This window comes from Thermodesulfovibrionales bacterium, from assembly GCA_035686305.1.
Classification (GTDB): Bacteria; Nitrospirota; Thermodesulfovibrionia; order Thermodesulfovibrionales; family UBA9159; genus DASRZP01.
The window spans coordinates 1-12,296 of the sequence record DASRZP010000072.1; the positions used below are offsets into that span (position 1 = coordinate 1).

Genomic DNA, 12,296 nt, shown 5'->3' on the forward strand with positions numbered 1-12,296 from the left:
TGTTCCGATCGAACAGGCGTCTTCGTTCGGCGTCATCGTAACTGACAGCGAGAGAAGGATCATCGGTTTCGAGGAAAAACCGAAGAGTCCGACACCGATGCCTGACAATCCAAGCCGCGCCTATGTCTCCATGGGCAACTATATCTTCTCCAGAGAGATCCTCCTGGATGCCCTCGCAAAGACGCAGAGAAAGAGGCACTATGATTTCGGCGCCCATGTCATCCCCGGTCTTGTTCCTTCACGAAAAGTCTTTGCCTATGATTTTGCTACGAACATCATACCGGGGACCATGCCCTACGAAGAAGAGGGATACTGGCGGGACGTCGGTAGTATAGCGTCTTTTTTCGATGCCCATATGGACATGCTCGGCAGTGCCCCCCTATTCGAGCTCGACAACAAACTCTGGCCGATACATCCTTCAGGATACATCGGACCGGCAGCCAAGATACTGAAGGGAGATATAACGAACAGTCTTATTTCCGAGGGGACTGTCATTCATGGTGCTGCCATACGCAACTCCGTGATCAGATGCGGCGTCACTATCGAGGAGGGCGTAAGTGTCGAAGACTGTATCGTCCTTGACCATTCGGTTCTGAAGAGAGGGTGCAGGCTGAGAAGGGTGATCGTTGACAAGCTGAACGTAGTCCAGGAGAAGGAAGTGATCGGATACAACCCTGAAAGAGATCGTTTCCGTTGTCACATCGATCCTTCGGGTATAGCGATACTTCCCCGAGGCGGCAGGCCCTTAAAGATCAGCGAATAAAGAGAATACCCTCTCACCTGCTCCACTTAACAGCCCGATGCCTCGGACAGGACGCCGGGAAAGGCCATACAATGCGTCATCTCGCAGATACTATCCTGAGCAATCCACAGGTGTCCGCCGTCTTTGGCTCCGGCTTCGAAGTCTATCTCATCGGCGGGTACCTGCGTGACCTCTTCAGGGGGGTGATCTCCCGTGATATCGACTTTGTCTTCAGGGGCGACCCAAAGGCCTTTATTGACCGTCTTACGTCGCGCATTGGAGGGAGGGTTGTTGAATTTGAGAAGAAGGGATTGACGAGACTTGTCCTGAATAGGACTACCCTGGACTTTACTGAGCTTAAGGGAGGACTGATCGAGGACCTTTCGCAAAGAGACTTCGCGATGAATTCTCTTGCATGGTCGCCGCAAGAGGGTGTCATCGATCCCTTTAAGGGCTGTGACGATATCAGAAGGGGCATCGTCAGGGCGATAGCCAGGAAGAATTTTATCGACGACCCGCTCCGCCTTTTAAGGGCTTACCGTTTCGCCGGCGAGTTCTCCTGGCATATTGAGACCAAGACAAGGACATTCATAAAAGAATTGCACGATAACATGCAACGTCCGTCCCATGAAAGGATTACTTTAGAGATATTCAAGCTCCTCAACTCCGCTGGCTACAGAAGAGCCATTAAGTGGTCCCATGCCGATGGCATCCTGACCTCTTTTTTGGTTATAGATTCCGGGAGATTAAGGAGAAATATTAAAGCATTTTCAAGCTTTGACACCTTTCTTGAGAAGCTACCTGACAGGTATCGCTTGAAGTTTCAGGAGTCCTTTGCCCAGGATTTAACTTATTGCGGACTCCTGAGGGCTGAAATCCTTCTCTATGGCGCAGACCTGAAGACCAGCAGATTACGACTGAGCAATACCATAGCGAAGAGGATCGCCCTCACTACTGATCTCCTCAGCCTCTACGAGAAGCACCCAAAACTGCTGAGGAGGGAACTCTATCAGCTGTTCGCCAAGGCAGACCCGTCAGTCATGGACTTCGCCTTCCTCACCAGGAAAAAGAGGGTAATTGACGAAGCAGGAAGGTTCGTGAATTCACGAATGGTTATCTCTTCCGAGGAAATCATGGAAATGACCGGCCTAAGACCTGGGTCAGAGCTCGGGGCCATAATAAAGGAGATTAGAAGGCTCCAATTTTTTAGGGTCATCTCCGATAGGGCCGATGCTGAGAGATGGCTGAAAAGACAATGCCCTCCAGGGTCTGAGGGGGTTATTTAGGGTTCTGCGAGGTGGATGTGCAGCGCCATTTGATTTAACATAATATATCTTATCAGACATAAGATATGAACAGAGAATGTTAAGAAAATGTTACTAACTTGGTTTACAAGGGGAAGAATCGCAGGCTACCTAAAGGACTTTACGCTCTTGAACAGGATTTAGGCAGGTTATGTTGTCTTTAAATACAATGACTTAGAAGGCTTTCATCGGAAGTCCCGAGAAGTCTCTCTCCATCATGTCCTACAATCCTTATCCTTACTATCTCTCCGGGTACGGTCCTCTCTAGAACCGCCGTGACCTTAAGATAGTTGGCGGTGGTGCCGACAGAGCGACCATCAGCCGAGGTCTTCTCAATGAGGGTGTCCAAAACTGTTCCGAGTTGCTGATTCATAAAGGAGTATCTCTTTTCACGGCCCAGTTGAGCCAATCTGTAACAGCGATCCTTCTTCATGTCAGGAGATATCTGGGTCTCAAACGCAGCGGCCCTTGTTCCCGGCCTAGGCGAATAAGGAAAGACGTGAAGATAGGAGAAAGGAAGTGACTCTATGAGAGAATAGGTGTCTGAAAAATCCTTCACATCCTCTCCGGGAAACCCGACAATCACATCTGTTCCGATAGATATGCCCGGCAGCTTTTCACGAATCTCTTGCAGGCGCCTCATAAATGTCAGGGAATCATAGCTTCTGTTCATGAGTTTGAGTATCCTGTCGCTCCCGCTCTGGAGAGGCATGTGGAGATGGCTGCATACTCTTTCCTCAGCCAGCAATTCGATGAGATCATCGTCGATCTCATTGATCTCGAGGGAGCTTAATCTGATCCTCTTTATAGAGGTGTGCAATAGCGCCTTTGTTAAATCTGAAAGCTTAACCTTAGGATTAAGATCATAACCATATGTGCCTAAATGAATGCCTGTCAGGACGATCTCATGGTACATCAAAGAGAGCTTCTCGGCCTGAGAAATAACAGAGTCAGGACTGACGCTCTTCGATCTCCCCCTCGCCTTCGGAATTATGCAGTAGGTGCAGGAATAGTTGCAACCGTCCTGGATCTTCAGGAAGGCCCTGCTCCTCGCCCTCACACCATAATCAAAAGAGTTTTCTCTATTTCCTGCAAGTTCATTAATGAAGGCGGCCTTCTCACTGTTCCTGATTACCCTTGTCACACCGGACATAACTGAGACGTCCCCTGCATTCAGTTCAGAATAGCATCCCGTCACGAGAATCCTGGCACCCGCTCGATGTGCCCTCCGTATGAGCTGCCTCGACTGATAGTCACTCTTGGACGTCACCGAACAAGTATTAATCACACAAAGCTCGGGTCCTTCAGAGAGTTCTACAATGCTCCAACCGGCTGAACGGAGATTGGCCTCTATCTGTGAACTCTCGGCCTGGTTTACTTTGCATCCGAGATTCAGGACTGAAGCCTTCACATGAGTGAACCGAGAAGGGAATGCCTGCGGCCCTCCACTATCCTGACCCTCGCAAAGGAACCGGTCTGCCCATCTCTCCCCCTGAAGTTGACAATCTTGTTCGTCCGTGTTCTTCCGGTTAACAGCTCGCTGTCGCTTTCACTCGGCCCCTCAACGAGTATCTCTTGATAAGTCCCCTCATAGGATCTGTTTTTTTTCAAGGTGATGGAGTCCTGAAGATCAAGTATCTCTGTAAGCCTTCTCGAAGCAACGGCGTCGTCAACCTTGCTGTCCATGAGAGTAGCCACAGTTCCTGGTCTCGGCGAATACTTGAAGGCGAAGATGCCGTCAAACTCCAATTTTTTCAGGGCCTTCAGCGTATCTTCATGATCCTCTTCCGTCTCGCCGGGGAAGCCTGTAATGATATCAGTCGTGAAGGAAAGGCCTTTTATCTTTTTCCTCAGTTTGGTCACGATTTCTTTGTATTCATCGAAAGTATACCCCCTGTTCATCAGATCCAATATCCTGCTCGAACCTGACTGAAGGGGCAAATGTAGATGTTCGCATACCTTGGGAAGTTCTTCGAACGCAGAAGCAAGGCCATCAGAAAGATCCCTTGGATGAGACGTAACAAACCTTATCCTCTCAATCCACCTGACCGAGTTAATCTTTCTCAAAAGCCCTGCAAAATCAGTGTCGCTCTTGTATGAATTCACATTCTGTCCCAGGAGGATCACTTCCCTGTAACCGTCACGACCGAGTTCTGATATTTCCTTCAGAATGTTCTCTGTCGGCCTGCTTCTCTCCCTGCCCCTTGTGTATGGGACGATGCAATAGCTGCAGAAATTGTTGCATCCGTACATGATCGAGACCCATGCCCTGCCACCGGGCTTCCTAACGACCGGGAGGTCCATGTCGGCAATCAGCGGGTTGTCCTCATCGGCAACAGCCTGTGATCCTCCCCGGAGGAGGTCATTCAAAAGATGGATATTCTGCGGGCCGAAGACGAGATCCACATGGGGAGCCCTTCTGAATACACCCCTTCCCTGCTGCTGGGCGATACATCCGGCCACCGCTATCTTCAGATCGGGCCTTTTCCTTTTCAGCGACTTCACCCTCCCCAGTTCGCTATAGAACTTCTGCTCAGCCTTCTCCCTGATGCTGCAGGTATTGTAGATGATAATGTCTGCCTTCCTCGGGTCACAGGTCGAACAGTAGCCTTCCCTTGCAAGGACGCCCGCAATCTTTTCCGAGTCATGGACATTCATCTGGCAGCCGAAGGTCTCTATGTAAAATCGCGGCGACATCATTAAAAATACCATCAATAACCCCTCAGATGCAAGAATCGCAAAAGGGCGATGGTCGGTCTTCAACAGCCATCAGCCTTGACTAAGACGGGAGGCAACCAGTATAATGCAACCTCACAAAATGCTCGAAATCAATGAACAGATAGAGCAGCGCCTCAAGAAGCTCCAGGAGTTTCGACAATCAGGAATAGAGCCTTTTGGAGGGGCCTTTGAGGTCACAGTACACGCCTCAGATATTCTCGAGAGATTTCGCGACGTCTCCAAGGAGGAGCTCGACGCAGGAGACCCTGCCTCCTTTATCGTAGCAGGCAGGATTGTGACGATGAGGGACTTCGGGAAGGCAGCCTTTGCCCACGTCCAGGACTCCACCGGAAGGATCCAGGTCTATTTCAGGAAGGATATCCTTGGTGAAGCTTACACCATCGTGAAAAAACTCGATATCGGTGATATCCTCGGAATCAGGGGAAGGGTTTTCAGGACAAAGACCCAGGAGCTCACCCTCGAGGTTGATGAATTTAAGCTCCTTACCAAGTCTCTGAGACCCTTGCCCGAAAAATGGCATGGCCTGAAAGACATCGAGACACGGTACCGGCAGCGTTACGTTGATCTCATTGTCAACCCCGAGGTGCGGAAGGCCTTCGAAAAGAGGAGTGCCGTTATCAAGGCTCTCAGGGACTTTTTTGAGGCTGAGGGATTTATCGAGGTCGAGACGCCGATGATGCATCAAATCCCCGGCGGCGCCGCAGCCAAACCCTTTAAGACCCACCACAATGCCCTCGACATCGAACTCTACCTCAGGATCGCACCTGAACTCTACCTGAAGAGACTCCTGGTTGGTGGATATGAGCGCGTGTATGAACTGAACAAGAATTTCAGGAATGAAGGCATATCGACGAAGCATAATCCTGAATTCACAATGCTCGAATTCTATATGGCTTATAAGGATTATACCTTCCTCATGGATTTTACGGAAGAGATCTTTGGAACAGTGGCCCGGAGAGTCACCGGAACACTGAAGATACCCTATGGGGGCGAGACCATAGACCTGACGCCGCCATGGAAGAGGATACCCATGCTCGCGGCCTTGCGTGAAAAAGGGGTGCCTGATGCGACGATTACCGACCATTCCGAGGCTGTCAGGTGGGCACGATCGAAGAAGATCGAGATCGAAGGCTGGACTTCCCACGCGAAGGTCCTCGACGAGATCTTCAAGGAGCTCGTGGAGCCGGAACTTATACAGCCTACCTTTATCATCGATTACCCGGTAGAACTCTCTCCCCTCGCAAAGAGAAAACCGGACAACCCGGACCTTGTCGAGAGATTCGAGCTCTTTATCGCCTCCCGTGAGATCGCCAACGCCTTCTCTGAACTGAACGATCCCCTTGACCAGAGAGGCAGGTTCCTCAAGCAGGTGGAGGCGCGGGAAAAGGGAGACGAAGAGGCACAGTTCATGGATGAAGATTTTGTCAGGGCTCTTGAATATGGCATGCCCCCGGCTGCCGGAGAAGGAATCGGGATCGACAGGCTCGTGATGCTCCTGACCGATGCTCAGTCCATACGTGATGTAATATTGTTCCCCCAACTAAAGCCGGAGCAATAGCAAGAAGCGCGGAATTCGGAATGATGATCGACGGTCGCTATTGCACGTCTGAATTCTTCTCCCAACAATCCAGGAGACCATGAACCTTCCCTTTCGCTTCTTCATAGCCCTCAGGTATCTGAGATCGAAAAAGAGGCAGCGAGGCCTCTCTTTTCAGACCGCCGTCTCCATCGGAGGGGTCGCCGTTGGGGTGATGGCGCTTATCGTTGTCCTCGCCGTCATGAGCGGCTTCCACGAAGACCTCCAGAAAAAGATCCTCGGAGTTAATGCCCATGTCGTCGTCCTTGATTACCGGGGAACCCTTGACCACTATGAAAGAGTTATGGAGAAGATAGGCAGAGAAAGGGACGTGGTCTCTGCCGCGCCCTTCGTCCTCGGCCAGGTCATGATCTCCTCGGGGAATAAGGGACAAGGGGTATACATAAGAGGTGTAGATCCCTCCCTTGAGACAATGACAACGGATATCGCCAGCCATCTCAAGGAGGGGAATCTTTCGGAACTTGATGGTGAAGGGGCGCTGCCGGGAATTATTCTCGGCAGAGAACTTGCCATGAGGCTCAGCGTCTTCAGGAACGATGTGATATCTATCCTCTCTCCCACGGGTGAGATCGGACCCCTCGGTATGCTTCCAAAGGTGAAAAAGTTCAGGGTCGTCGGGATCTTTGAGGTGGGGATGTTCGAATACGACTCGAACCTTGTGATCGTCTCGCTGAAATCTGCACAGGAATTCTTCGGGATGAAGGATTCGGTCACAGGAATCGAGGTGAAGATAAAGGACATTTACAAGGCTGCGGAAGTGCGTGAGGCGCTCAGGACTCTTCTCGGATTTCCCTATCAGACCCGCGACTGGATGCAGATGAACAAGAACCTCTTCTCTGCCCTCAAGCTCGAAAAGTTCGCCATGTTCATCATTCTCGTCCTCATCATCCTCGTCGCCTCTTTCAATATCGTGAGTACGCTCATCATGAACGTCATAGAAAAACAGAGGGAGATTGCGATCCTCAAGGCCATGGGCGCAACGAACAGGGCCATCATGTCCGTATTCATGATCCAGGGTTTTCTCATCGGCCTTGTCGGAACAGTCATCGGCCTCGCAGGAGGATATGCCCTCTCCTATATTCTCAACACCTATCAGATCATCAAACTGCCCCCTGATATCTATTACCTGAGCCATCTGCCGGTGAAGATGAAGCTGTCAGACTTTCTTTCGGTGTCGCTCTCGGCGATCATCATCAGCTTTCTCTCGACGATCTATCCTGCCTGGCAGGCGGCAAAGCTTAACCCTGTTGAGCCGCTGCGGTACGAATAGCGCATCGTTCTGAGATACTCTCGGCACGGGCAGACTGGACACTTCAGCTCAGCATGCTACAATAAGACCATGAAGTATAAAGCCCTTGTTTCTGCAACGCCACACCAAAGTCTTCAGCGCTTAATGGATAAAGTGAAACTGACGGAAGATGACCTCCTTCTCCTCAGCCTTCACCGGGATTTCTTCATAGCCAAGAAGGAGGAGTTTGCGGAGTATTTCTATGCATTCTTTTTCGAGCTGCCAGAAACCCACATCCTCCTTGAACACGTCGGCAAACCCGATGTCATGAAGCTCACATGGGCGACATGGTTCGAAAGGCTCTTTCGCGAGAATTTGGCCCCAGACTTTGTTACTTACCTCTGGCGTATAGGCTTGAGACATGTGGAGATAAACGTTGACCAGCGATTTACGGGGTTGGGTTTCTCCCTTGTGCGTAAGTTCTGCCATCGGCATGCGATCACCGGCTTCCCTGCGCAGGTCGCTCTCGGGATCCTTCCCGTGGTGGACAAACTTGTTGATTCCTGTATCCTTGTCGAGACGAGCGCATATATCGAGGCCACCGTCCGTTGTGATGTCGAGATCCTCAAGGGGATAGCGGATAAAATCAGAAACCCGGTAACGATAATAGGAGGTAATCTCAGAAGGCTTCAGCGACATACAGACCCCAAGGACCATCTTTATGGTGATTACGAATTTCTCATCTCTTCAGCGAGACACTGCGAAGAGATGATAGAAGACATAGGTATCTATATCGAAATGTTTCAGCGCGAGGCTCGCTTTGATCTCGTCATGATCGAGACCGTCATAGAAAATATGCTTGAAAAGCTCTCGGCCCGAAAGATATTGGAGGGAGTGAAGGTGGAAGTTCACCTCGACCCTGATGCCCGTCTCGTAAGGGGCGATCCTGTGGACCTCCGCCACCTCTTCTATCACATCATAGAGAACGGCGTGGAGGCATCCCGTGCTGCAGAAACGCCGCGCGTGCGCATAAGCTCTGTCAGTCAGGAAGCCCCCCAAAACACTGTACGGGTGGAAGTCTTCAATAATGGTGAGGTGATAAACCTTGCGACTATTTCTGACATTTTTTCACCCTTCTATTCCACGAAACCGAAGGGCTCGGGACTGGGACTTTCGATAGCGAAACTTGCCGTACGCAAAAACTTCGGAGAAATAGACGTGGAGCCAGTCCCCTACGAAGGGACAAAGGTCTTCATAACGCTCGAACGGGCAGACTAGCTTATGGTCTCTCTCATAACCCCTTGTCTGATTTCCCCTCAGTAGTCTCAGCAGCCGTGCCACGGGGATTGTTTGTCTCCTGCCTTCTCCGCAGATAATAAATCAGCGTGCCTAAAATCATCATTCCCGTGCTGAGGATCTGGCCCATCGTCAGAAAGGAGATGATGAATCCCAGTTGAGCATCAGGCTCCCTCAAGAATTCGACGGAGAACCTGAAGAGACCGTAAAGGATAAGGAAGAGAGATGTGAGAACGCCCGTTCTAAGCCCCCTGTCCTTGGCGATCCAGAGGATGATGAAAAGGAAGACCCCTTCGAGGAGAAACTCATAGAGCTGTGATGGATGCCTCGGCAGGGTCCCTCCTCCTGGAAAGACCATTGCCCATGGTACATTGGAGACCCTGCCGTAGAGTTCTCCATTGATAAAGTTTCCGATGCGGCCGAGTCCGAGGCCAATGGGTGCCGTTACGATCACGAGGTCAGCGGTCTGCCAGAAATCGACCCCCATGTTCCTGCAGAAGAGAATGCCTGCGATGAAGCTGCCGACAAGACCTCCGTGAAAGGACATGCCGCCATGCCAAACGGCGAAAACCTCAAGGGGTTTGCGGAGATAGGTGCTTGGATCGTAGAAGATTACGTAACCGAGGCGCGCACCGATGAGGAGCCCGATGATGATATAGGAGTAAAGGGAGCTCTCAAAATCGCGAGGAACGGAAAGTCTCTTTTTCTTGATCTGAAGCCCCACGAGGAGATAGGACGCAGCGAACCCAAGGAGGTACATCATTCCGTACCACCTCACGGCGAAGGGGCCAATTCTTATGATCTCGGGACTTATCGTTGGATAAGGGATCAGGTTATCTCCCTCAATCAGGGCCGGAAGGATTAAGGCGCAAAGAGGGAATCAGGAATCGCCGGAACGGCCATTCTCTTGCCGAGAAGCGAATGGCGGTTCCCGCGAACCTCCTCATTTTGGCGGAAAGTTCGAAAGAATTTCCTGTACTGCCTGCTTCAAGTCCTTCGAAGCAGCATCGCTGTTGATCGTCCCATATGCCGTCCCCCGCCAGACCAGCTCTTTGTTCTCTGTACTAATTTCCCTGTGCATGGACATTTTGGACATCTCGGAACCCAAAGGTACATCATTCCTGATTTTGTAAATGTTCAAGGTCAGCATCCGAAGCTCATAGTTATAGTTATACTGATAGATGCCCGTGTCGAATTCGTAACTCATCGATATTAAGAGATCGGCCTTGTCGGATGTCCTGGTGAAGCCCTTCTGTGCAAGGAGTTGATCCGCAAAGACCTGCACATTGGCTTCAAGAAGGGGGTCCCGACTGTACAGGCCCGATGATGGGCCCCAGGCATAATTCTTTTGCTCCGAGAAACTGGTCCGCGCGTCATAGGAATATTTGATGGATGTTGCACAGCCCGCCATAATCAGAACTGACACCAACACCGTCGCTATGAGTGCCAAGGTCCTCTCTCCTTTGAACACGTTCATCATTATGCCTCCTTCGTAAAGAATGCGGTGCAAAAACCTACCTTATGACCTAGGGCTCCCTGCCTCTCATGATGAGGCAGGGAGCTTCCCCTTTGGTCAAACCCTACTTCTCCGGCGCCTTCTCTCCGCTTTCAGCCGGCTTCACTGAGATTAGCTCCACTTCGAAAATGAGGACCGCATTCGGTCCTATGGCTGCCCCCGCCCCACGTTCGCCATAGGCAAGATTGGCAGGAATAAAAAGTTCCCACTTCGACCCCTCCTTCATCAACTGAAGGGCCTCTGTCCAGCCGGCGATAACGCCATTGACCCTAAACGTTGCTGGTTGACCACGTTTGTAGGAACTGTCAAATTCGGTACCGTCGATCAGGGTGCCGCGGTAATTGACGGTCACCGTATCTGTTGCTTTCGGCGTCTTCCCTGTTCCCTCCTTGATCGCCTTATACTGAAAACCGCTCGGCAGGGTTATTACGCCCTCCTTCTTCTTGTTCGCTGCTAAAAAGGCCTCTCCTTCTTTCTTGTTCTTTTCCCCCATAATCTTCATACGCTCCTGCTGCTTTGCCATCATCTCTTTCTGGTAAGCAGCCAGCGTTTCATGGACTTCCTGTTCCGTCATCAAAGTCTTACTTCCTGAGTAAGCGTCCTTTAACCCCTTCGCGAGGATGTCCATGTCAACGTCGATAGACTGCTTCTTCATCCTGGCGCCGATATCAACACCGATACTGTAACTGACTTTGTCCTTCTCATTCTTCAGCACCGCCTGCTCTTCAGCAAAAACCTGACCCGCTAACACCATGATACCGACGACCACTGTCAAAAAAACTTTCATCACGATCTCCTTTCCAGCCTGTCTATGTATTGAGTTTCTTGAGCAGCCACGCCATGTTCTGCCCGAGGTTTACCATTGTCTGAAGACCTTCGTTGTCATTCATCACTTCTCCCGGCTCCCTTCCGATTCCCACATTCCAGTAGCTCGATCCGGGTATGATCATCTGGCCGATGAGGAAGAAGTGATTCAACGAGCTGAAGACGTGCATCGCTCCGGCACGGCGCACAGCTACGACACCGGCCCCAACCTTCCTCTTCAGCATGTCTCCGTTGGCGCGGGAAACCATGCCGCAGCGCTCTATGAGGGCCTTCATCCCCGCCGAGACATCCGAGAAGTACGTCGGGGAACCAAGGAGAATGCCGTCCGCTCCGAGCATCTTGACGATGAAGTCGTTTGCAGAATCATTCTTCACGGCGCATTGCCGGTCCTTGTTCTTGAAGCATCGGTAACAGGCAATGCAACCGTTGATGACCTTCCCCGAGAGGCCGACGATCTCGGTTTCGATACCTTCCTTCTTCAGTTCATCCAAAACCAGATTCAGGAGGATCGCGGTGTTACCGTCTTTCCTGACACTCCCGTTGAACGCCACTACCTTCATGCATGCCTCCTTCCGGGCGAAGTCCCTTCTCCAGTTATCTCCACTCCTCATGAGAACAGAACGGCCGCCTCAGGTTCAATCAGTGACTCCTATTCTAGTGTTTTTGAGACCGGTAATGCAATTGTAGTCGCCACCCATGATTCACCACAAATCGAAGAGACGCGCTTCACACGGCATGAGAACAGAGGATGAACGGTTTTAGCGGCACGAAAAGCCTCACAAGGATGGTGAGGCGCGCCGCTACCTCGGAAGCAGGCAGGATGCCTGCTGAGAATGAGTGAATCCGCTGTTGTCATGCAGACGAACGCTTGTTGGAGAGGTTGCCGGTGGTTTGCATGGGACCGCAGCCCTATATGGTATTATTACCCATGCAAAAATTCATCGGAGGGATAGGCCTCTACTTGCGGATGATCAAATTCTCACACTCCGTCTTCGCCCTCCCCTTTGCCTTTACCGGCGCCTTCATGGCTGCTTCAGGAATACCTTCTC

Annotated in this window: 11 protein-coding genes; 5 read left to right on the top strand and 6 right to left on the bottom strand. The window is 51.1% G+C overall.

The window, feature by feature from the left end; translation table 11 throughout:
- Both VFG09_08505 and VFG09_08510 read left to right on the top strand, forming a co-directional pair.
- A partial coding sequence (locus VFG09_08505; protein HET6515187.1) for a sugar phosphate nucleotidyltransferase occupies positions 1-763 on the top strand: 763 nt, incomplete at its 5' end.
- 71 nt (positions 764-834) lie between these two features.
- The gene (locus VFG09_08510) at positions 835-2,028 is read left to right on the top strand and encodes a hypothetical protein (protein ID HET6515188.1); all 1,194 of its coding nucleotides are present in this window, start codon (positions 835-837) and stop codon (positions 2,026-2,028) included.
- 178 nt (positions 2,029-2,206) lie between these two features.
- On the opposite strand, the gene mtaB is transcribed toward VFG09_08510, so the two are convergent.
- Both mtaB and miaB read right to left on the bottom strand, forming a co-directional pair.
- Positions 2,207-3,457, bottom strand: a complete 1,251-nt coding sequence (gene mtaB, locus VFG09_08515) for a tRNA (N(6)-L-threonylcarbamoyladenosine(37)-C(2))-methylthiotransferase MtaB (protein HET6515189.1) — start codon at positions 3,455-3,457, stop codon at positions 2,207-2,209.
- Positions 3,454-4,758 (bottom strand): tRNA (N6-isopentenyl adenosine(37)-C2)-methylthiotransferase MiaB, encoded by a 1,305-nt coding sequence (gene miaB, locus VFG09_08520; protein HET6515190.1) that lies wholly within the window; start codon positions 4,756-4,758, stop codon positions 3,454-3,456. The genes mtaB and miaB overlap by 4 nt, the downstream gene beginning before the upstream one ends.
- Before the next feature lie 91 nt (positions 4,759-4,849).
- Here miaB and lysS point away from each other — a divergent pair, with 91 nt between their 5' ends.
- From lysS to VFG09_08535, 3 genes are all read left to right on the top strand, one after another.
- Positions 4,850-6,343: a lysine--tRNA ligase gene (gene lysS / locus VFG09_08525; protein ID HET6515191.1), complete on the top strand. Its 1,494-nt coding sequence runs from the start codon at positions 4,850-4,852 to the stop codon at positions 6,341-6,343.
- A gap of 79 nt (positions 6,344-6,422) precedes the next feature.
- Complete coding sequence (locus tag VFG09_08530) at positions 6,423-7,652, top strand: lipoprotein-releasing ABC transporter permease subunit (GenBank protein HET6515192.1); 1,230 nt, start codon at positions 6,423-6,425, stop codon at positions 7,650-7,652.
- 69 nt (positions 7,653-7,721) lie between these two features.
- Positions 7,722-8,888 (top strand): ATP-binding protein, encoded by a 1,167-nt coding sequence (locus VFG09_08535; protein HET6515193.1) that lies wholly within the window; start codon positions 7,722-7,724, stop codon positions 8,886-8,888.
- Between the two features lie 13 nt (positions 8,889-8,901).
- On the opposite strand, the gene lgt is transcribed toward VFG09_08535, so the two are convergent.
- The 4 genes from lgt to VFG09_08555 form a co-directional block, all read right to left on the bottom strand.
- Complete coding sequence (gene lgt / locus VFG09_08540; GenBank protein ID HET6515194.1) at positions 8,902-9,768, bottom strand: prolipoprotein diacylglyceryl transferase; 867 nt, start codon at positions 9,766-9,768, stop codon at positions 8,902-8,904.
- Positions 9,769-9,849: 81 nt separating this feature from the next.
- Positions 9,850-10,386, bottom strand: a complete 537-nt coding sequence (locus VFG09_08545) for a DUF4136 domain-containing protein (GenBank protein ID HET6515195.1) — start codon at positions 10,384-10,386, stop codon at positions 9,850-9,852.
- Positions 10,387-10,486: 100 nt separating this feature from the next.
- Positions 10,487-11,209 carry an FKBP-type peptidyl-prolyl cis-trans isomerase gene (locus VFG09_08550; protein HET6515196.1) on the bottom strand — a complete coding sequence of 241 codons (723 nt, stop codon included), beginning with the start codon at positions 11,207-11,209 and terminating at the stop codon, positions 10,487-10,489.
- A 22-nt stretch (positions 11,210-11,231) separates the two neighbouring features.
- On the bottom strand, positions 11,232-11,807 hold the full coding sequence (locus tag VFG09_08555) for a flavodoxin family protein (protein HET6515197.1): 576 nt from the start codon (positions 11,805-11,807) through the stop codon (positions 11,232-11,234).
- Positions 11,808-12,296: the final 489 nt, after the last annotated feature.

Excerpts from the sequence above, each read along its gene's own strand:
- VFG09_08510 (HET6515188.1), top strand. The coding sequence starts at position 835 with ATGCGTCATCTCGCAGATACTATCCTGAGCAATCCACAGGTGTCCGCC.
- miaB (HET6515190.1), bottom strand. The coding sequence starts at position 4,758 with ATGGTATTTTTAATGATGTCGCCGCGATTTTACATAGAGACCTTCGGC.
- lysS (HET6515191.1), top strand. The coding sequence starts at position 4,850 with ATGCAACCTCACAAAATGCTCGAAATCAATGAACAGATAGAGCAGCGC.
- VFG09_08530 (HET6515192.1), top strand. The coding sequence starts at position 6,423 with ATGAACCTTCCCTTTCGCTTCTTCATAGCCCTCAGGTATCTGAGATCG.
- VFG09_08535 (HET6515193.1), top strand. The coding sequence starts at position 7,722 with ATGAAGTATAAAGCCCTTGTTTCTGCAACGCCACACCAAAGTCTTCAG.
- VFG09_08545 (HET6515195.1), bottom strand. The coding sequence starts at position 10,386 with ATGATGAACGTGTTCAAAGGAGAGAGGACCTTGGCACTCATAGCGACG.
- VFG09_08550 (HET6515196.1), bottom strand. The coding sequence starts at position 11,209 with ATGAAAGTTTTTTTGACAGTGGTCGTCGGTATCATGGTGTTAGCGGGT.
- VFG09_08555 (HET6515197.1), bottom strand. The coding sequence starts at position 11,807 with ATGAAGGTAGTGGCGTTCAACGGGAGTGTCAGGAAAGACGGTAACACC.